Raw genomic sequence first — 18,361 nt, forward strand, 5'->3', positions numbered from 1 at the left:
CTTAACTTTCATACGCTAAGGGGCGCTTTAGATTGCGCCAATTAATACTACCCGCTAAAAGCATTTCACGTAGTGATAAAACCCGTGGCATACAACGCTTCGAAAATTGCCACTGGTGCCCACAACATGCCCCCGTTAAACTCACTTTACTTGGCTTTATTAGCTGAGCATTTTGTTGCTCGAGCCCATTACCTAAAAAATCAAACCAACCGAGCTCATTGCAATGCAGCTTATTTTCACCTAACTGATCAATGCTATCTATTCTAAGGCGCACCTGATCGTAACCATGCAATATAACGGGCACTATAAGCCCCACTTTGGCATACGTTTGATAAAAAAGTTCATTAGCGTGAACATTCACATCGGGTGGAGTCGGTTTTTGCTTTTCAAGCCACGTCCCGTTTTGCGCATCCAGCGTAAAAGGCGTGTCGCCATTAGCTACTAACGTTGCCGCTCGCTCAATATAATAAGGTAGGCTTTTTAACTGGCGGCGCAATTTCTCGGCATTAGGCTCTGCAACTAATCGCTGAACCTCACGCTGATAAAACGCATTACACAATTGTGCATACAACACTTTTTGTGCATCAGTTTGCCAAATTTCAACTTGCTGCTGAGCACCAAGTGACTGATTTTTAGCGACCAATAGCTATACTCAAAAATATTCAGGTAAATGTTTTATAACACAGTATTGAGTATTTTTTAAGCGCAGCGCACTATTTAAGCGCTTGGCTTTTCACCTAATTTTGCTTTACCTGATTCTAAAAATTGCACAACCGTATTACGCTTTTTACCGATCAATAAACTGCCATCGGCTAAAAACATAAAGTTTTGCCAATTGCGTTTAAATACATCAAACGTCGTTTCGATAATATTATCGCGCGCCATACAAAAATAAACCGTGGTATTAGCTTCCCAATCTAAAAAAGTTAAGATTGCTTCTGGTGGTTGCGCATCACCATTTTCCCATGCATCTTGCCAATCTACTTCTTGGCTAAAGCTTTTTTCTTGTCCGCACCAATCGGTGTCTTCAAAAAAATCTGGGTGGTCAAACTCACGGCTCACCATGGTTGTCCAAAGTACGGCTGCACGCTCATCGCCCATAGGCTTTATTTTTGCTGCGTCTTCATCAGATACAGGTAAGTCTTTATGACGAAAAACCCATGCTTTTTTGTAATCATCTAGCGAAATATAGTTCATAGTGTTGGCAAATTAGTTAACATTAAAAGTGCAAAGCCAAATTATACAAGAGATCAAAACATGACTACAGCAATAAAACCACTTTCCCTCAAACCAGGTATGTACCAACACTACAAAGGGCCGCAATACAAAGTTATTCACGTTGCCACCCATAGCGAAACCGAGGAACAACTTGTGATTTACCAAGCACTCTATGGTGAATTTGGAATCTGGGCGCGCCCACTTAGTATGTTTTTAGAAACTATTGAAAAAGACGGTGAGGTCATACCGCGTTTTGCCTACCTTGGACCTGCCGTTTAACTATGGCATTATAACAAAATAACTTACTCCTCAGACCAGACAAGGGTACACCGTGCAATTTAATTCTACTGACAATTACATCGCAAGCAGCTCGCTAAAACAGGCAGTAAATGCCGCCATTATGCTCGAAAAACCACTTTTAATTAAAGGCGAACCCGGCACAGGTAAAACCATGCTGGCTGAGGAGTTAGCTAAAAGTTTAGATACAGTACTTATTCAGTGGCACATTAAATCGACTACTAAAGCGCAGCAAGGCTTGTACGAGTACGATGCGGTTTCGCGCCTGCGCGACAGCCAATTAGGTGACGAGCGTGTACACAATATTGGTAACTACATTGTTAAAGGTAAGCTTTGGCAAGCATTTACTCATGCAGAACTACACGGTAAACGCCCAGTACTATTAATTGATGAAATAGATAAAGCCGACATAGAGTTTCCAAACGACTTATTACTTGAGCTTGATAAAATGGAGTTTCATGTTTACGAAACTAATGAGCGCATTGTAGCCAAAGAGCGCCCTATTGTGATCATTACCTCTAATAATGAAAAAGAATTGCCGGATGCATTTTTACGCCGCTGCTTTTTTCACTATATTGATTTTCCTAGCAGCGATGAAATGCAGCAGATTATTGACGTGCACTACCCTAACGTTAAACAAGATTTAGTACGCCAAGCACTCGAAGTGTTTTTTAACCTACGCGATGCAAACGGCCTTAAAAAGAAGCCATCCACTAGCGAATTACTCGACTGGCTTAAACTGCTTATGGCAGAAGACATAGACGCTAAAACACTGCACGACAAAGCTAAAAAAGGCGGATTAATGCCCATGTTTGGCGCACTGCTTAAAAACGAGCAGGACATAAGCCTAATCGAAAAATTAGCCTTTATGAGCCGCCGTTAAGATGTTGATTGCGTTTTTCTTCAAACTGCGTGAATACCGCTTACCTGTAAGCCTGCGCGAGCTACTCGATTTAATAAATGCCTTAAAAAAAGGCGTTATATTTGCCGACGTAGACGCCTTTTACCATTTAGCACGCACCATAATGGTAAAAGACGAAACCCACTTTGACCGATTTGACAAAGCCTTTAGCGACTATTTTAGTGGTATTGCTGACCTCGATTTACTCGAGAGCTTAAAGCAACAGCACAACTTACCTGAAGACTGGCTACGTAAAGAATTCGAAAAAAAACTAAGCGATGAAGAAAAAGCCCAACTTAAAGCTATGGGCGGACTCGACGAGCTTATGAAAACCCTAAAAGAGCGTTTAGAAGAGCAACAAAAACGCCACGCTGGCGGCAATAAATGGGTGGGCACTGGCGGCACATCACCTTTTGGTGCATACGGCTATAACCCAGAAGGTGTGCGTATAGGGCAAGACGGCAACCGTAACCGCCAAGCGGTAAAAGTGTGGGATAAACGAGAATACAAAAACCTCGACACCGACAGAGAAATTAGTTCGCGCACAGTTAAACTCGCCCTTAAAAAGTTACGAAAGTTTGCCCGCACTGGCGCAAGCGACACGCTTGATTTAAACGAGACTATTCGCGCTACTGCAAAACAAGGCGGCATGCTTGATGTAAAAATGGCACCCGAGCGCCATAATGCCGTAAAAGTGTTGATGCTATTTGATATTGGCGGCTCAATGGATGACTACATTCATACCTGCGAAGAGCTATTTAGCGCCGCCCACAGTGAGTTTAAGCACTTAGAGTTTTACTACTTTCATAACTGTTTATACGAGCACGTTTGGCAAGACAATGCGCGGCGCCACTCAAACGTAATAGACACCATGACGCTGATTAATAAATTTACCAGCGACTATAAAGTAATATTTGTTGGCGATGCCACTATGGGCCCTTACGAAATAGCTTATGCGGGCGGCTCGGTAGAACACTACAATGAAGAGCCCGGCAGTGCCTGGTTATCAAGAATCACAAAACACTTTGATAAAGTCGCCTGGCTCAACCCACAACCCGTTGAACACTGGCCATACTATCAATCGATTAGCTTTATAAAAGAGTTAATGAACAATCGCATGTATGCACTGAGCTTAGATGGAATAAGCAGAGCGATAAAAGAACTGAGTTAAATTTATATTTAAAAAGGAGTTTAATATGTCGAATACTTTTTCCACTTCAAAAAATACAACTTTCTATGAGTTACTTGTCAGTATTAAAGTTGGTAATGACGAATTTAAAAATATTCCTTGTAAAATTTATGCTTCCAATGACTATAGCGAAAGGCCTTTTGCTGTAATGAACCTTCTTGAAGTAAATAGTTTTAGTATTGCTGAGCATTTAGAAGGCGAGTATAGCTTTGACCAATTTCAAACTTATAAGATTAAAGCAAAAACAATTGTAAGAGTAAATTCAGATTCATTATTACCTCAAATAAGCGACTTCAAGCACCCAGTAACATTTGAACTGTATGAACTAGAAATCATAAATTTAATAGAACAAAAGATAAAACATGACTACCAAAGTTATATATTTATGATAAGTAATAATACCCACCTTTCCCCTATAGTAATTTCAAATACGAATAATGATGGAAGTGTAAGTATAAAAAAAAGTAAGCTAAAAGAGTTTGTACTTACCGACAAATTTAGAATGATTTTTGACTCAAAGTTTAAATTTATTAATTGTAATAACGGTAATTTACTTAGAAAAAGTTATTTAGTAGCTTTGTCTGATGTTGATTTGAAAGCTAGCAATTTAGAAACAATAAAAAATACTCTACTACAATCACTCGATGAAATATTACTACTTAGCTCTTTCTTCTCTAGGCAAAGAACTATTTGTTACGGTTTGGAAGTAACATCTAAATACCTTCAATTAAAGTATTATCGGGGGAATATTACCAAACCTGATACTGAGAATAGTTTAATGGCTTATTCAGGTATAATACATAACCAAGACTTTGAGGAATTTGTACAGGAAGCATATACTCAGCTCCAAACTTCCGATTCAAAGCAGAACATTATATCGGCATTACATGCCACGTTACCCACAGAATATCCGTCTATTGAAAGTCGATTCCTATATCTTTTCTCTAGCTTTGAAGCTCTTGTAACATCAACTAAAAGTAATTTGAATTTATCTAGAAGTAAATTTCGCCCATTAAAGAAAATACTTACTAACGAAATAGATAAGTTTTTTCCAGAGCAGGATAATCAGAAAAAAATCCACATAAAAAATAAAATACTTGAACTAAATAAAATATCTTTTAATGATGCTTTAACTCAATTTATACAAGAAAACTCTATTTTAATAAATGACCTTTGGCCAATTACACAAAATGAGACTACTCCAGTCGACTATCCCTTATCAAAAATTAGGAATAAATTGGCTCATGGTGAGTCACTACCAATAGAGGCTATACAGCCACTAACTTTAGCCATTGAGCACCTTGAGAAAATACTGCAAAGAACTCTAGTCATACTGTTAAAGTGTGATTTAGAGTTAACAAGTTTGACTAGAGTTAATATTAATATCAGAAATCCCGAGTTTTATTCATTTAATGAAGCAGAGAAAAAACTAACATGTATATGGAAATAGATATTACTTATCTTTGAAATAACGAAATAGTGCCTTTCTTTTTCATTTTATTAGGCCGATCTAAATAATAAGCACTCCAACATAGTAAGTCATTAAATAAACGAACGACTAACTCTGTCATCTAAGTTAGATCCGTGATGGCTTGCCAATTAATTCTACTGCACCATTGTTCCCAATTTTCGATCGCTCTTGCTGATGTATGTAGGATTTTTCTCGAATATTTACTATTTCACTAGGTGAGATAGCAAGGTCGTTGATATCATTTACCGTATGAGAACGTAACGTAGGCTCTCCTTGTGAATGCGTTTTCGCATCATCAAGTGCTGTAGTTAATTCTGAAAATAAATCACGTTTGCTCATTACATCATCTCCTAAAACTCTTTATATTGCTTTTTTGTTCTTCTGTAAATGGTGAACGCATACAACTCAAAGCGCTTTACTCATAAACAAGCTGTACGGGTCTAGCTCATAATCACCAAACGGTTCGCATTTTTTAAAACCAAATTGAGCATAAAGCTTTTGTGCGGGTAAAAATGCCTCTGCGGTGCCGGTTTCTAGACTTAGCTTTTTATAACCACGCAGTGTGAATTGCTCAATTATATGGGTGAGCAATTTAGCTGCTATGCCTTGGCGTAAATAGCGGCTTGATGTGCGCATTGACTTAATTTCGCCATGCGTTGTATTTAGTGCTTTTAAAGCACCAACACCCGCTAAATTATTATCAATCCATAAGCTATAAAAGGTTATATTGGGCTGAGTAAGTTTAGTTACATCCAGTGCATGTACGCTCTCCGCAGGTGAGTGTTTTAGCATATCGTTATGATGCCCTTGTAGTAGCTTTATAACGTGTGGGTTTGAAAGTTCACCTGTTCTAATATCCATTTATACCTCGTTTAATCCTAGAATTTAATGCTTGAGGGCTTTAGGGCTTTAATTAAAACCCTAAAGTAAGGGGTTATATTTAGGCTGCTAGCTCCCACACTATAAACGCTACTGCAAAACCTACTAAATACACTAGTCCTAACCACGTTAAGCTACGTAATAACACGCTGTGTTTTATTGCTAAATCAAACTAGACATCCACCTTAATTAAACAAACAAAGCTATCTCAATTAAGATAGGTGTTGTCTTAATTTTTTTACCTCGCGAGTAGTAAAAAAAAAACCAAAAACGCGGCTTAAAGCCGCGCCTACAAATATAACCCCAATCCTGTAGGCGCGAGTTTACCTCGCGAACATGCTTAATAAAACATACTTAACAACAAAATTTAGGGTGGGTGTTTTGTTGGTGTCTTGTTTATTTTTGTTTTATGAGCGACCTGATAAAAAGCGGATCGTTACCCAAATCAGAGGGCGAGTATTTTTTTGTTCGCACTACTGAATAACTTATTTACACGTGGTTTTCAATTGTGAGTAAGGGTAATCTTTACCAAATTGAACTTTTGATTAAAACCGTTATAATTCACGCACTTTTGATTAAAGCTGTTGTAATTCATCCATTATGAAAAATATTTTTATTGTTATTTCACTCATTTTAGCCGTTTTTTTTGGCTACAACTATTTCACTTCCAACTCGACAAAAGTTGTATTAGATAGCGCATCCGAAACTTCAACACAAAAACTTGCTAACAATTGGGATGATATCACTCTTCCAAAAGAGATTGAAAATCATTCAAATATTGAAGCTTGTGATACAACAGAGGCAAACATTTGTTTTGGCTCAGGAAGTATATTTTACAAAGAAACCAAAGATGTGACTGTAGCAAGCTTAGTATCAACTGCAGAAACATCGCGTTACGGTGTCCAGGTTAAAAAAACAGGTGAGCTGTTTGTGTTTTCTATAGAGAATGACATTTCTGACGACGAACTGGATTTTGGTAATATTGCTTGTTACAAATATGAGGGTAGTGAAGAAGGCTTTACCGAAACGCGTGAATTAAAATTAGATATTTACGGTACAAAAGTAACAGGGACAAAGTTAGGTTACTCCCAATCAGTTGAATACAGCGTTGGGTATGAAGGTATTGTTGAAGGAGTACTAAACAGCCTTGGAGGAAATACTGTAAATGCTATCACTACACTTACTATTGCAGATGGAGCGGAGATCCGCCAAGAAGAAATATACATTTTAGGTGAAAACTCAATGACTGAAATGCGATATCGTTTAGTCGATGATTTTAAAAATAGTATTTTACGTATCGATAAGAGTATAAAAAAATCCGCAGAAGGTCAGATTTTCCCTATTGAGTATAAATATAACAAAGTAGAGTGCCCGTTATAGGGCTTCGATCTTTAATTAGGCTGCCAACTTCCAAATTATAAAAGCTAAAGCAAAACCAACCAAGTACACTAAGCCTAACCAAGTTAAACTACGTAATAGCACGCTGTGCTTAATAGCTGGCTCTGAGCGTACAAGACTAAAGTTAAGCCATGCAAAAATAGGCGTTGTAACAAATGAAAGCGTCATCGCAAAGGTAAGCATGGGGCCAAGGGCTGATTTAAAAAATAAAATAACCGCCATACCGGCAAGAGCTTGTAGTATTAGCCAAATATTTAAGCTGTGTTTCGATTGCTTAAAGCCAAGTAACTTATGCGATTCGTTTAAAGTACGCGCGTAACCATCTAGTACAGTTAATGTGGTGCCAAACATACATAAAAATGCGATTGCTGATACCAGCGGCCTTGCCCACTCGCCTATTGTTAATGCGTACATATCAATAAGCTGTTTGGCAAACGCGACACCACCGAGTTCTATACTGCTGGTTTGCCCGTATTGCACTAATACGCCTAAGCTAAAAAATACCAAGGCTAAGCCGGCTGTAAGCCAGTAACCTACGTTAAAATCGAACAGGCCTTGGCTTTTAGTGACGGTTTGCTGCGCTTGTTTTTCTTTTAGCCATAAAGAACTTAATGCAGATATTTCGATAGGCGCTGGCATCCACCCCATTAAAGCCACCATAAAACTCAGCATTGCAAGTTCGTACGGTGAAGGCCCTACATAGTCAGCAGGTGCCATTGGACCGTTACTAAATGCTATAGCAAGAGCAATTAATGTTGCAAGTGTAAGCAGCCCCATAATGCCTTTGGCAACGTTATCGAGCGCTTTAAAGTGCCCAAGTAGTAATATAACTAAACATACCCCTAGCAGCATCCAACAAAGTAAGGTTACTTCAATAACAATAGGTAGAGCGTAATGCAGTAAGCTTGCGGTAAGCAGTAATACGCCGGCGGTATTAACAACGGCGGCTACAATGTTTAAACCAATAAAGCTATAAAAGTAAAACGGACCTTTACTTTTATACCCCTCTACTAGGCTATTTTTAGTAGCGAGAGTGTATTCCATACCAAAGCGAAAAAACGGGTACTTTAAAACATTAACAACGAGGATAAGCCAAAATAATTGCCAGCCAAATATTGCCCCAGCTTGTGTAGAGGCAACTAAGTGAGAACCTCCAATAGCGGCTGTTGCCATGAGAATCCCAGGGCCAAGCGCGTTCAGGCTTGATTTCCATTTCGATACTGCTTGGTTCATTTACTGCTCAAAAATAGTGTGTGTGAGCCTCTAACTTACAGAAATTACAGGCAATAAAAAAGAGCCAGGCGGCTCTTTTTTACAATACTTTGTGACTAATTTTTATTTAAGATCCATCTCTTGGATGATCTCGTGTGCGATTTCAGGTGTCGTGCTTACAGGCTTTTCGTGTAAGTTTGCTTTTATTTGCCCTTTTCGATGTTTTAGTGCCGCATCGAGTTTTTTAGCTGCGCTTGCAATAGCTGGGTACATAACTTCGTTTTCCCCTTTTACCGATATGCGCGTGCCTTCGTAATTTGTGCTAATTTCAGCTTGGATCTTATGATGCTCTTTAGACAAAATAATATCGAGCGCAATAAGCGATGGGAAATGGCTCTCGATTTTTGAAAATTTTTCGTTGATGTGCTCTCTAATAGAGTCAGTAACTTCAACATGGTGACCAGAAAGATTAATTTTCATAGGGTATCCTTTTATTTGTTACCTATAATTAGTATTGGGGGCTATTTAGATTAACACAAGGAAAAAAGAGAGATATTTGAGGGTTATTTACGGCTTTTGGTGATTTAAATCATGTGTTGCGCAAAGTTTATGCAAAGCCCACATTGCATGGGCTTTCAGACGTCTACTTAATTTAAGCTCTGATTGATTAATCTGTGTACGAACAACAGTAATCAGCAAAGTCAGATACTTTTACTTTAAAGCTTACGTTTGCATCTACATTAAACGATTCACCTGCATTAAATGTTTTCCATTCGCTCGCGCCTGGTAATAAAATATCCCATTGGCCAGCTAAAAGCTCCATGCATTCTTTTTGGTTTGTATCAAAAACAAACTCACCTGGTTGCATAAAGCCTAACGTTTTCGCTTCGCCATCACCTAAAATAACGGTACGGCTTGATACTTTTCCGTCAAAATATACATTGGCTTTTTTTACTACACTTACGTTATCGAACTTTGGCATTTTTAGCTCCTGCTATTAATTTAAGATTTTTATTTATAAATTTTATCGCACTACCTTGCCTGATAGGTAAATAGCTTGCAAGAGAAGCGTATTGAAAGTTACTCACTTAAAGTATTCAAAGCAGCCCTTTGGGTAATATTAAATAAATTAGAAGCTGCCTTCCCACGTGAGCAAACTCTTCGCCTACCACTCAAAGCTAAACTCCCTGTAGACGCCCAGCTTGCTGGCGTTTTAAAGCAACGCTTTTACAGTTATTCAAACAAAAAAGCCCGCCCTGTTTTAAACAGAGCGGGCTTTTAAATATTAAAGCAATCGATTAAAAAAGCTCGTTTGCTTTGCTTACAATGTTTGCCACTGTAAAACCAAAGTGCTCAAACAGTTCGCCTGCAGGTGCTGACTCACCAAAGGTAGTCATACCTACTACTGCGCCGTTTAAACCAACGTACTTGTACCAGTAGTCAGCAATACCAGCTTCTACTGCTACGCGGCGTGAAACTGATGCCGGTAATACGCTTTCTTTGTATGCTGCGCTTTGCGTTTCAAAGGCATCAGTACAAGGCATAGATACAACACGTACCTTTTTACCTTGGCTGCGTAGTTCGCTTGCTGAATCTTGTGCTAGTTGCACTTCAGAGCCCGTCGCAATAAAGATAATCTCTGGATTGCCGTCACAGCTAAGGATGTAACCACCCTTTTTAACGTCACTTAATTGCTGTGCGTCACGCGCTTGTTGCTCAAGACCTTGGCGAGTAAAGATTAACGATGTAGGACCGTCTTTACGCTCAATAGCTTGTTGCCATGCAATTGCCGACTCAACTTGGTCACACGGGCGCCAGTTGTATAAGTTAGGCGTTAAACGCATGCTTGCAATTTGCTCTACTGGTTGGTGAGTTGGACCATCTTCACCTAAACCAATTGAATCGTGCGTGTATACAAAAATGCTTGGTTGCTTCATTAATGCAGCCATACGTACGGCATTTTTTGCATATTCAACAAACATTAAGAACGTAGCACCGTAAGGAATAAAGCCTTTATGAAGGGCAATACCATTCATAATTGCTGACATACCAAACTCACGCACACCGTAATAAATGTAGTTACCGCTTGCATCATCGCGTGTTAAACCTTTAGAGCCATCCCAAATTGTTAAGTTTGAGCCAGCTAAATCGGCTGAGCCACCCATAAATTCTGGTAATAACGGACCAAACGCATTTAATGCATTTTGCGACGCTTTACGAGACGCTGGGTTTGCTGGGTTTGCTTGTAATTGCTCAATATACGCTTGAGATTTTTCAGCCCAATCGCCAGGCAGTTCGTTATTAATACGACGCTTATATTCAGCTGCAAGCTCTGGGTATGCTTTTGCGTATGCTGCAAATTTTTCGTCCCAGCTTGATTCAAGCTGTTGACCTTTTTCTTTGCTATCCCATTGTGCGTAAATATCATCAGGAATTTCGAACGCATCGCCAGTCCAACCTAAGAATTCGCGAGACGCTTTAATTTCGTCATCACCTAGTGGTGCACCGTGACAATCGTGGCTACCAGATTTATTAGGTGAGCCGTAACCAATAATTGTTTTACAACAAATTAGTGAAGGTTTATCGGTAACGCTTTTTGCTTCGCTAATTGCAGCACTTATAGCATCGCTGTCGTGACCATCAACACCACTAATTACATGCCAACCGTAGGCTTTAAAACGAGCTGGCGTGTCATCTGTAAACCAACCTTCTACTTCACCATCGATAGAAATGCCGTTGTCATCCCAAAATGCAACAAGTTTACCAAGGCCTAATGTGCCAGCAAGTGAACCCGCTTCATGAGAAATACCTTCCATTAGGCAACCGTCGCCCATAAATGCATAGGTAAAGTGATCAACAATATCGTGACCTTCACGGTTAAACTGTGCAGCTAGCGCCTTTTCAGCAATTGCCATACCTACGGCATTTGTGATCCCTTGACCTAATGGACCCGTAGTAGTTTCGATTCCTGGTGCATAACCGTATTCAGGGTGACCTGGTGTTTTAGAATGCATTTGACGGAAGTTTTTAATTTCGTCCAATGGTAAATCGTAACCACTTAGGTGCAATAGAGAATAGATAAGCATTGAACCGTGGCCGTTTGAAAGAATAAATCTGTCACGGTCAGCCCACTCTGGATTTGTTGGGTTATGCTTTAGATAATCGCGCCATAGTACTTCTGCGATATCGGCCATGCCCATAGGGGCTCCAGGGTGACCAGATTTGGCCTTTTGTACTGCGTCCATTGACAAGACGCGAATAGCATTTGCAAGTTCTTTGCGAGATGGCATGAATTCTCCTACCTTTATGTGTATTTGCGCGGGTATTTATGTAATCGTTTATGCTCATAAGTCACTTAAGAGCTTTTATGGCACCATTCTTACTTATTGTGGGGGCTGTGTGCAATTAAAAACCCCATAAAAATGAGGCATTATGAATATTTTTTAAGACCAAAAAGTTATTATACATTTTATTTAGACGTCTAGGCGTAAAAACACTATGCAAGGTGTTTTGTTTTCGATAAAATACGCCCCTTAATTTTTTAGCGCTAATACCGACGTTTGTGAAGCGCAATATTTGTGAGCAGAATTACAATGGCAAAACATTTATTTACTTCTGAATCAGTTTCTGAAGGTCATCCGGATAAAATCGCCGATCAAATCTCTGATGCGGTACTTGATGCTATCCTAGAGCAAGACTCTCATGCCCGTGTTGCATGCGAAACTTACGTAAAAACCGGTATGGTTATGGTTGGTGGTGAAATCACTACTAGCGCATGGGTTGATATCGAAGAAATTACACGTAAAACAATTCGTGACATTGGCTACACAAATTCAGACATGGGTTTCGATGCAGACTCGTGTGCAATTTTAAACACTATTGGTAAACAGTCTCCTGACATTAACCAAGGTGTTGACCGTACTAGCCCAGAAGAACAAGGCGCTGGCGACCAAGGCTTAATGTTTGGTTACGCATGTAACGAGACAGAAGTACTAATGCCTGCTCCAATTACTTACTCACACCGTTTAGTTCAGCGCCAAGCTGAGGTTCGTAAAAGCGGCGAGCTTAACTGGTTACGCCCAGATGCAAAATCTCAAGTTACTTTTGCATACGAAAATGGCAAACCAGTAGGTATTGATGCTGTAGTACTTTCTACTCAGCACAGCGAAGATATTTCACAAAAAGATTTAGTAGAAGCGGTGATGGAAACAATCATCAAGCCGGTACTTCCTGCAGAACTTATTACAAGTGCAACTAAGTTTTTCATTAACCCAACAGGTCGCTTTGTAATTGGCGGACCAATGGGCGATTGTGGTTTAACTGGTCGTAAAATCATTGTAGATACATACGGTGGTATGGCTCGTCACGGTGGTGGTGCATTCTCTGGTAAAGATCCATCAAAAGTTGACCGTAGTGCTGCATACGCTGCACGTTACGTTGCTAAAAACATTGTTGCTGCTGGTCTTGCTGACAAGTGTGAGCTGCAAGTTTCTTACGCAATTGGTGTTGCAGAGCCTACTTCTATCAGCGTTGAAACGTTTGGTACAAGCAAGCTAGAAGAAAGCCGTTTAATCGAGCTTATTCGTGAACATTTTGACCTGCGCCCTTACGGCTTAATTCAAATGCTTGATTTAGAGCGCCCTATCTACCTTCCTACAGCGGCTTACGGCCACTTTGGTCGTGACGAATTCCCATGGGAACGTACAGATAAAGCAGACGCACTTCGCGCAGCTGCTGGCCTTTAAGCCAAAATTGTTGTAGTAAATTAAAAACGGCCCTTTTAAGGGCCGTTTTTGCATCTAAAACTTATTCGCTATATTGTTTGTAGCGCGTCTACAAAATAACTATTAAATCGACCTCGAATTCTTTTGTACTTTAGGTATATACTCATTTCATTATAAAAGCTTTAGGGACAGTTAAATGGCCGATAACTTTCGCGTTATATTTGCAGGACTTGCCGATAGCGTTGACATAAAAACAGCATGTACAAATTTAGCTGCAAAATTAAAAACTTCAGACGAAAAAGTAGCTCTTTTTTTTAAAGGTAAGCCACTGTTTGCACCAAGCGATAAAGACAAAGCGTTAAAACAGGCTAAATTACTAGCAAGCTTAGGCATTAAAAGTAAGCTTCAAGCTGTTTCAAACATCATTCAAAATGGCTCAAACCCTGCTGCAAATAACAACCAACGTGACGAACGTATTTTTGATGCACTCGATTACATCACTAGCAGCTTAATTCGCCTTGAAGAAAAGTTAGACGAGTTAGAGCAACGACTTCCTGACACTCAATTAAAAGCACCAGACGAAAATATTGACGAATGGCAAGATGACGACCTAATGCTAGATGATGACTTAGCGCCTCCTAAAAAACGCAGTAACTTACTTTTATATTCATTGATTGCAACTGCCACCATTTTGCTAATCGTACTGGCTGTTTTTTTAATTTTTCCCGATTTATTCTCTTTTTAAGAATGGCTAATTAATTTAATGAGCAATAAACGCGCAAAAACAAGAGCTAAAATTCGTAACACCCGTAATAATTTGTCAAATAATCAGCAAATAATTGCTGCTCAATCGCTAAAAATGAATTTTATTCAACATTTAAAAAGCGAAAAAACAACGAATTCAAAGCATATTGCCATTTATTTAAGTAATGATGGAGAGCTAGACACCTCATTGTTAATTAAAGAATTATGGAGTTTAAACCATGCTGTTTACCTCCCTATAATACACCCATTTAATGGCGCTAATTTACTATTTCAGCGCTATGAGAAAAACTCACCCATGAGAGCAAATCGCTATGGTATCTTGGAGCCTAAGCTGAACTGCTCTCAAATATGCCCATTACCAGTGCTTGATTACCTCCTTATGCCATTAGTTGCATTTGACAAACAAGGTAATCGCCTAGGAATGGGAGGTGGGTTTTACGACAGAACATTGGCACGTTTACATGAACAAAATTGGCAAAAACCGCAACTAATTGGCCTTGCACATGAATGCCAAAAAGTTGATGTTCTACCAATCGAGTCGTGGGACGTACCACTTAAAACCATTATCACCCCAGATAAAACATACTGTTGGTAACATTTAATTTTGGTTACTAACCGCATATTTCTGACATACATGAGCACAAAGCAATGACACAAGACGAATTAAAAAAAGCAGCTGCTTGGGCAGCACTCGAGTTTGTAAAAGAAAACACCATTGTAGGCGTAGGTACAGGTTCTACTGTTAACCATTTTATTGATGCTCTTGGCTCAGTAAAAGACACTATTGTAGGCGCTGTATCTAGCTCAGAAGCTTCAACTGCGCGCCTACAAGCGTTAGGTATTGAAGTATTTGAGCTTAATAATGTTGCTGCTTTAGATGTATACGTTGATGGCGCTGACGAAATAAATGCTCAAAACGAAATGATTAAAGGTGGCGGTGCAGCCCTCACTCGCGAAAAAATAGTAGCCGCTGTAGCTAAACAATTTGTGTGCATTGTAGATGACACCAAATTAGTAAAAACATTAGGCGATTTTCCGCTTCCGGTAGAAGTTATTCCAATGGCTCGCAGCTACGTTGCACGAGAATTATTAAAGCTTGGTGGTGACCCCGTTTATCGCCAAGGCGTAGTTACCGATAACGGTAACGTTATATTAGATGTATTTAACTTAAAAATTACCAATGCTAAACAACTTGAAGCACAAATAAATTCAATTGTTGGCGTAGTTACCAACGGCCTATTTGCAATGCGTGGTGCTGATAAAGTGATTATCGGTACTAAAAATGGGCCACAAATTAAATAGGATGAGGTTATGAGTAAGGTATCGTTAGCAAAAGACAAAATTAAAATTCTCTTGCTTGAAGGTGTTCACCAAAGCGCTGTTGAAACGCTAAAACGTAACGGTTACAGCAATATCGACTACGTTAAAACATCCTTACCTGAGGACGAATTAAAAGAGCGCATTAAAGATGTTCACTTTGTAGGACTTCGTTCTCGTACTCATATTAACCAAGCCGTATTAGACTCAGCTGACAAGCTAGTTGCTGTTGGGTGTTTTTGTATTGGTACAAACCAAGTTGATTTAGATGCAGCACGCGAACGCGGTATTGCTGTATTTAACGCACCATTTTCTAATACTCGTTCAGTTGCTGAACTTGTACTTGGTGAAATCCTACTTTTATTACGCGGTATTCCAGAGCGTAATGCAGCGGCTCATCGTGGTGGCTGGTTAAAAACAGCAAATGGTTCGTTTGAAGCACGTGGTAAAACATTAGGTATTATTGGCTACGGTCACATTGGTACTCAGCTAGGTATTATGGCTGAAAATATCGGTATGAATGTGGAGTTTTACGATATCGAAGATAAATTATCACTCGGTAATGCAAAACAAGTTCACAACCTAACTCAGCTGTTACAACGCTCTGATATTATTAGTTTACACGTACCAGAAACACCGCAAACTAAAAATCTTATTGGTAGTGCAGAACTTGCTGTTATGAAGCAGGGATCTATTTTGATCAACGCTTCACGCGGAACTGTTGTTGATATTGATGCACTTGCAGAAGCACTAACAGAGAAAAAACTAAGTGGTGCAGCAATCGATGTGTTCCCTACTGAGCCAAAATCTAACGATGAAGAATTTGTATCGCCACTGCGCCAATTCGACAATGTTATTTTAACGCCGCACATTGGTGGTTCTACACAAGAAGCGCAAGAAAACATTGGTATTGAAGTAGCGGGTAAACTGGCTAAATACTCAGATAATGGCTCAACTATTACAGCTGTTAACTTTCCTGAGGTATCACTACCAGAGCTTGCTAATCGTAGCCGTTTATTACACGTGCACCACAACCGCCCTGGTGTACTAACGCAAATTAACCAAGCGTTTGCACAGCACGGTATTAACATTGCTGCGCAATACCTACAAACAGACGCATCTATTGGTTATGTAGTTATTGATGTAGATACAGATCAATCTGAAGTAGCACTTAAAGAACTAAGCGCTGTTGAGGGTACAATTAGAGCACGTATTCTGCATTAGTAATTTAATCAGCTATTCTAATATCAAAAAGGGTCACTTCATTAAGTGACCCTTTTTTGTATTTAGATTACATATACTTTCTTAAGTATTTTTTGAATACCGGATCTGTTGCTGCCAACTCTTTTTGCTCAGCTAATATCTCTTTTAAAATAGCACCTGAAGTAAGCGGGTTAGCTAGTACCACCCTAAATACAACTGTTGGTTGATTGTCGTATTTAGAAGGCGTTAAACGAGTACGTGATACAAATGAGCGACCAGACTCTCGCTGACGTTTTTGCATACTGGCAGTAAAACGGTTCAGTGAAGCAAAAATATCTAACCGAGTTGCTGCATCAGCATCGGCTATTGCTTGTTTAATTTGCTTAGGTACATAACGATACGTTAATAAGCACAACTCAGGCTCCGAAATAAGCTCAAAGTCTTCATCAGCCTTAATTAAATCAGCAAAGTAATGTGCTTTTTTGATGCTTCGATCAATCAGCATTTCGTAACCTTTACGACCAATAACACGTAAGCAAGCATGTACTAACATTGCCATACCAGGTCGGCTGCCTTCTAGCGTGTGGCTACCTAAGTCTTTTGAACCTTTACGTAATATGTACTCAGCGTGATGCTCTATTGCATCAGTTGCAGCGGGATCTTTAAATAAAACTAAGCCCGCTCCCATTGGTACATACATTTGTTTATGTGCGTCGATGGTAATTGAATCTGCTCTCTCAATCCCTTTAAGTAAAGGGCGATGCGTGTTCGATAAAAGGGTCGCTCCTCCCCATGCAGCATCTACATGAAAATGGCAGTTAATGTCTTGTGCTAAGTCGGCCATTTCATCAAGTGGGTCAATATTACCGGTTTCGGTTGTACCCGCTACCCCAATAATCGCCATTACTTTAATGCCTTGCGATTCAAGCTCACGTGCTTTTTCGCGCATAGCTCCTACATCAACTTTATTATTTTCGCAGGTTTTAATACCAATTAAGTTATCGCGGCCAATACCGAGTAAATCAACCGATTTACCTAATGAGTAATGTCCGCGTTCTGATATTAATACTGCTAAACCTTTATAGCCGTAATGCAGCATACCGGCAATTAGGCCTTGTGCGCCGATACCTCTAAAATCGCCATCGGGTTTTAATAAGCGGTTTCGAGCAATCCAAAGCGCAGTAATATTAGCAACCGTTCCACCAGAGCAAAATGCACCTAATGAGGTTTTAGCACTGTGCATCCATTTAGAATAAAATGAATCTTCTTGCCCATAAGCTAAATGATGCATCATTCCAAGCACTTGACGCTCAAGAGGCGTAAACGCTTTAGACGTTTCTATTTTTACTAGATTTTGATTTAGCCCTACCATCAATTTTGACAGCGGTAATAAGAAATGCGGCAAGGCAGAGGTCATGTGACCAATAAAGCTAGGCGCAGCTGTATGCACAGAATGTGCAACAAGTTGCTCCATTATGTCTTGGGCATAAGCAGATACAAACGTTGGATCCTCTGGGATCACTGCCGACTGAAAATCTTTTTCGATTTCATGTAATGGTTTTTCAATTGCCGCTATATTTTCGTTTAGAAAACCTGCTAAATTACTCGAAATTTCAAGCTCGATTTTGCTTAAAGTTGAGTCTGGCGCTTCAGGTACAGTAAATATACGCTTAAGGCTTTCTTTAGAGGCGACGGCACAACGCTTTTGATCCATCTCAATACCTAGTGTGTGTAGCTAAAACACGCGCTTACCCATCAAAAACGCCTAATTATTAGGACATTTAGAG

Annotated in this window: 20 protein-coding genes; 11 read left to right on the forward strand and 9 right to left on the reverse strand. The window is 39.6% G+C overall.

The window, feature by feature from the left end:
- Position 1: 1 nt before the first annotated feature.
- Together I6F66_RS12010 and I6F66_RS12015 are read right to left on the reverse strand one after the other, a co-directional pair.
- Positions 2 to 643 (reverse strand): hypothetical protein, encoded by a 642-nt coding sequence (locus tag I6F66_RS12010; RefSeq protein ID WP_197119069.1) that lies wholly within the window; start codon positions 641 to 643, stop codon positions 2 to 4.
- A 74-nt stretch (positions 644 to 717) separates the two neighbouring features.
- Positions 718 to 1,197 (reverse strand): DUF2947 domain-containing protein, encoded by a 480-nt coding sequence (locus I6F66_RS12015; protein WP_165740820.1) that lies wholly within the window; start codon positions 1,195 to 1,197, stop codon positions 718 to 720.
- A 60-nt stretch (positions 1,198 to 1,257) separates the two neighbouring features.
- On the opposite strand from I6F66_RS12015, the gene I6F66_RS12020 reads away from it, so the two are divergent.
- The 4 genes from I6F66_RS12020 to I6F66_RS12035 are packed head-to-tail and all read left to right on the forward strand — an operon-like array spanning position 1,258 to position 5,055.
- The gene (locus I6F66_RS12020) at positions 1,258 to 1,497 is read left to right on the forward strand and encodes a DUF1653 domain-containing protein (protein WP_165728443.1); all 240 of its coding nucleotides are present in this window, start codon (positions 1,258 to 1,260) and stop codon (positions 1,495 to 1,497) included.
- Between the two features lie 52 nt (positions 1,498 to 1,549).
- Positions 1,550 to 2,398, forward strand: coding sequence for a MoxR family ATPase (locus tag I6F66_RS12025; protein ID WP_165740821.1), 849 nt, complete (start codon positions 1,550 to 1,552; stop codon positions 2,396 to 2,398).
- 1 nt (position 2,399) lies between these two features.
- The gene (locus I6F66_RS12030; RefSeq protein WP_197209318.1) at positions 2,400 to 3,587 is read left to right on the forward strand and encodes a VWA domain-containing protein; all 1,188 of its coding nucleotides are present in this window, start codon (positions 2,400 to 2,402) and stop codon (positions 3,585 to 3,587) included.
- Between the two features lie 25 nt (positions 3,588 to 3,612).
- Entirely contained in the window at positions 3,613 to 5,055 is a 1,443-nt protein-coding gene (locus I6F66_RS12035) for a hypothetical protein (protein ID WP_197209319.1), read from the forward strand.
- Between the two features lie 126 nt (positions 5,056 to 5,181).
- On the opposite strand, the gene I6F66_RS12040 is transcribed toward I6F66_RS12035, so the two are convergent.
- On the reverse strand, positions 5,182 to 5,415 hold the full coding sequence (locus I6F66_RS12040) for a hypothetical protein (RefSeq protein ID WP_231611874.1): 234 nt from the start codon (positions 5,413 to 5,415) through the stop codon (positions 5,182 to 5,184).
- Positions 5,416 to 5,481: 66 nt separating this feature from the next.
- A complete protein-coding gene (locus I6F66_RS12045; RefSeq protein ID WP_166377786.1) occupies positions 5,482 to 5,937 on the reverse strand; it encodes a GNAT family N-acetyltransferase in 456 nt (151 codons plus the stop codon).
- A 618-nt stretch (positions 5,938 to 6,555) separates the two neighbouring features.
- Between I6F66_RS12045 and I6F66_RS12050 the strand changes: the two genes are divergently transcribed.
- Positions 6,556 to 7,335 carry a hypothetical protein gene (locus I6F66_RS12050; RefSeq protein ID WP_197142429.1) on the forward strand — a complete coding sequence of 260 codons (780 nt, stop codon included), beginning with the start codon at positions 6,556 to 6,558 and terminating at the stop codon, positions 7,333 to 7,335.
- A gap of 15 nt (positions 7,336 to 7,350) precedes the next feature.
- On the opposite strand, the gene I6F66_RS12055 is transcribed toward I6F66_RS12050, so the two are convergent.
- The 3 genes from I6F66_RS12055 to I6F66_RS12065 all read right to left on the reverse strand — a co-directional run bounded on the left by I6F66_RS12055 (position 7,351) and on the right by I6F66_RS12065 (position 9,547).
- Entirely contained in the window at positions 7,351 to 8,526 is a 1,176-nt protein-coding gene (locus tag I6F66_RS12055; protein ID WP_197160841.1) for an NRAMP family divalent metal transporter, read from the reverse strand.
- A 162-nt stretch (positions 8,527 to 8,688) separates the two neighbouring features.
- The gene (raiA, locus tag I6F66_RS12060) at positions 8,689 to 9,045 is read right to left on the reverse strand and encodes a ribosome-associated translation inhibitor RaiA (protein ID WP_007376058.1); all 357 of its coding nucleotides are present in this window, start codon (positions 9,043 to 9,045) and stop codon (positions 8,689 to 8,691) included.
- A gap of 187 nt (positions 9,046 to 9,232) precedes the next feature.
- The gene (locus I6F66_RS12065; RefSeq protein WP_002958974.1) at positions 9,233 to 9,547 is read right to left on the reverse strand and encodes a pyrimidine/purine nucleoside phosphorylase; all 315 of its coding nucleotides are present in this window, start codon (positions 9,545 to 9,547) and stop codon (positions 9,233 to 9,235) included.
- Positions 9,548 to 9,622: 75 nt separating this feature from the next.
- Between I6F66_RS12065 and I6F66_RS12070 the strand changes: the two genes are divergently transcribed.
- Positions 9,623 to 9,847, forward strand: a complete 225-nt coding sequence (locus tag I6F66_RS12070; RefSeq protein ID WP_197209320.1) for a hypothetical protein — start codon at positions 9,623 to 9,625, stop codon at positions 9,845 to 9,847.
- A gap of 16 nt (positions 9,848 to 9,863) precedes the next feature.
- Here I6F66_RS12070 and tkt read toward each other — a convergent pair whose 3' ends face one another.
- A complete protein-coding gene (gene tkt, locus I6F66_RS12075) occupies positions 9,864 to 11,855 on the reverse strand; it encodes a transketolase (protein WP_165739638.1) in 1,992 nt (663 codons plus the stop codon).
- A 303-nt stretch (positions 11,856 to 12,158) separates the two neighbouring features.
- On the opposite strand from tkt, the gene metK reads away from it, so the two are divergent.
- The 5 genes from metK (at position 12,159) to serA (ending at position 16,595) form a co-directional block, all read left to right on the forward strand.
- On the forward strand, positions 12,159 to 13,310 hold the full coding sequence (metK, locus tag I6F66_RS12080) for a methionine adenosyltransferase (protein WP_101164183.1): 1,152 nt from the start codon (positions 12,159 to 12,161) through the stop codon (positions 13,308 to 13,310).
- 175 nt (positions 13,311 to 13,485) lie between these two features.
- Positions 13,486 to 14,034 carry a hypothetical protein gene (locus I6F66_RS12085; RefSeq protein WP_165739640.1) on the forward strand — a complete coding sequence of 183 codons (549 nt, stop codon included), beginning with the start codon at positions 13,486 to 13,488 and terminating at the stop codon, positions 14,032 to 14,034.
- An 18-nt stretch (positions 14,035 to 14,052) separates the two neighbouring features.
- A complete protein-coding gene (locus I6F66_RS12090) occupies positions 14,053 to 14,649 on the forward strand; it encodes a 5-formyltetrahydrofolate cyclo-ligase (RefSeq protein WP_197209321.1) in 597 nt (198 codons plus the stop codon).
- A gap of 53 nt (positions 14,650 to 14,702) precedes the next feature.
- Complete coding sequence (gene rpiA, locus I6F66_RS12095; protein ID WP_007584757.1) at positions 14,703 to 15,356, forward strand: ribose-5-phosphate isomerase RpiA; 654 nt, start codon at positions 14,703 to 14,705, stop codon at positions 15,354 to 15,356.
- 9 nt (positions 15,357 to 15,365) lie between these two features.
- Complete coding sequence (gene serA, locus I6F66_RS12100; RefSeq protein WP_007584756.1) at positions 15,366 to 16,595, forward strand: phosphoglycerate dehydrogenase; 1,230 nt, start codon at positions 15,366 to 15,368, stop codon at positions 16,593 to 16,595.
- Between the two features lie 67 nt (positions 16,596 to 16,662).
- Here the strand turns inward: serA and panP are convergent, their stop codons facing one another.
- On the reverse strand, positions 16,663 to 18,288 hold the full coding sequence (gene panP / locus I6F66_RS12105) for a pyridoxal-dependent aspartate 1-decarboxylase PanP (RefSeq protein WP_024594075.1): 1,626 nt from the start codon (positions 18,286 to 18,288) through the stop codon (positions 16,663 to 16,665).
- Positions 18,289 to 18,361 lie beyond the last annotated feature (73 nt).

The organism is Pseudoalteromonas sp. NZS100_1 (genome assembly GCF_015864285.1).
Lineage (GTDB): Bacteria > Pseudomonadota > Gammaproteobacteria > Enterobacterales > Alteromonadaceae > Pseudoalteromonas > Pseudoalteromonas arctica.

Bases quoted from the DNA above. Each gene is read 5' to 3' on its own strand.
- I6F66_RS12015 (WP_165740820.1), bottom strand. From the start codon at position 1,197: ATGAACTATATTTCGCTAGATGATTACAAAAAAGCATGGGTTTTTCGT.
- I6F66_RS12020 (WP_165728443.1), top strand. From the start codon at position 1,258: ATGACTACAGCAATAAAACCACTTTCCCTCAAACCAGGTATGTACCAA.
- I6F66_RS12030 (WP_197209318.1), top strand. From the start codon at position 2,400: ATGTTGATTGCGTTTTTCTTCAAACTGCGTGAATACCGCTTACCTGTA.
- I6F66_RS12035 (WP_197209319.1), top strand. From the start codon at position 3,613: ATGTCGAATACTTTTTCCACTTCAAAAAATACAACTTTCTATGAGTTA.
- I6F66_RS12040 (WP_231611874.1), bottom strand. From the start codon at position 5,415: ATGAGCAAACGTGATTTATTTTCAGAATTAACTACAGCACTTGATGAT.
- I6F66_RS12045 (WP_166377786.1), bottom strand. From the start codon at position 5,937: ATGGATATTAGAACAGGTGAACTTTCAAACCCACACGTTATAAAGCTA.
- I6F66_RS12050 (WP_197142429.1), top strand. From the start codon at position 6,556: ATGAAAAATATTTTTATTGTTATTTCACTCATTTTAGCCGTTTTTTTT.
- I6F66_RS12055 (WP_197160841.1), bottom strand. From the start codon at position 8,526: ATGGCAACAGCCGCTATTGGAGGTTCTCACTTAGTTGCCTCTACACAA.
- raiA (WP_007376058.1), bottom strand. From the start codon at position 9,045: ATGAAAATTAATCTTTCTGGTCACCATGTTGAAGTTACTGACTCTATT.
- I6F66_RS12065 (WP_002958974.1), bottom strand. From the start codon at position 9,547: ATGCCAAAGTTCGATAACGTAAGTGTAGTAAAAAAAGCCAATGTATAT.
- tkt (WP_165739638.1), bottom strand. From the start codon at position 11,855: ATGCCATCTCGCAAAGAACTTGCAAATGCTATTCGCGTCTTGTCAATG.
- metK (WP_101164183.1), top strand. From the start codon at position 12,159: ATGGCAAAACATTTATTTACTTCTGAATCAGTTTCTGAAGGTCATCCG.
- I6F66_RS12085 (WP_165739640.1), top strand. From the start codon at position 13,486: ATGGCCGATAACTTTCGCGTTATATTTGCAGGACTTGCCGATAGCGTT.
- I6F66_RS12090 (WP_197209321.1), top strand. From the start codon at position 14,053: ATGAGCAATAAACGCGCAAAAACAAGAGCTAAAATTCGTAACACCCGT.
- rpiA (WP_007584757.1), top strand. From the start codon at position 14,703: ATGACACAAGACGAATTAAAAAAAGCAGCTGCTTGGGCAGCACTCGAG.
- serA (WP_007584756.1), top strand. From the start codon at position 15,366: ATGAGTAAGGTATCGTTAGCAAAAGACAAAATTAAAATTCTCTTGCTT.
- panP (WP_024594075.1), bottom strand. From the start codon at position 18,288: ATGGATCAAAAGCGTTGTGCCGTCGCCTCTAAAGAAAGCCTTAAGCGT.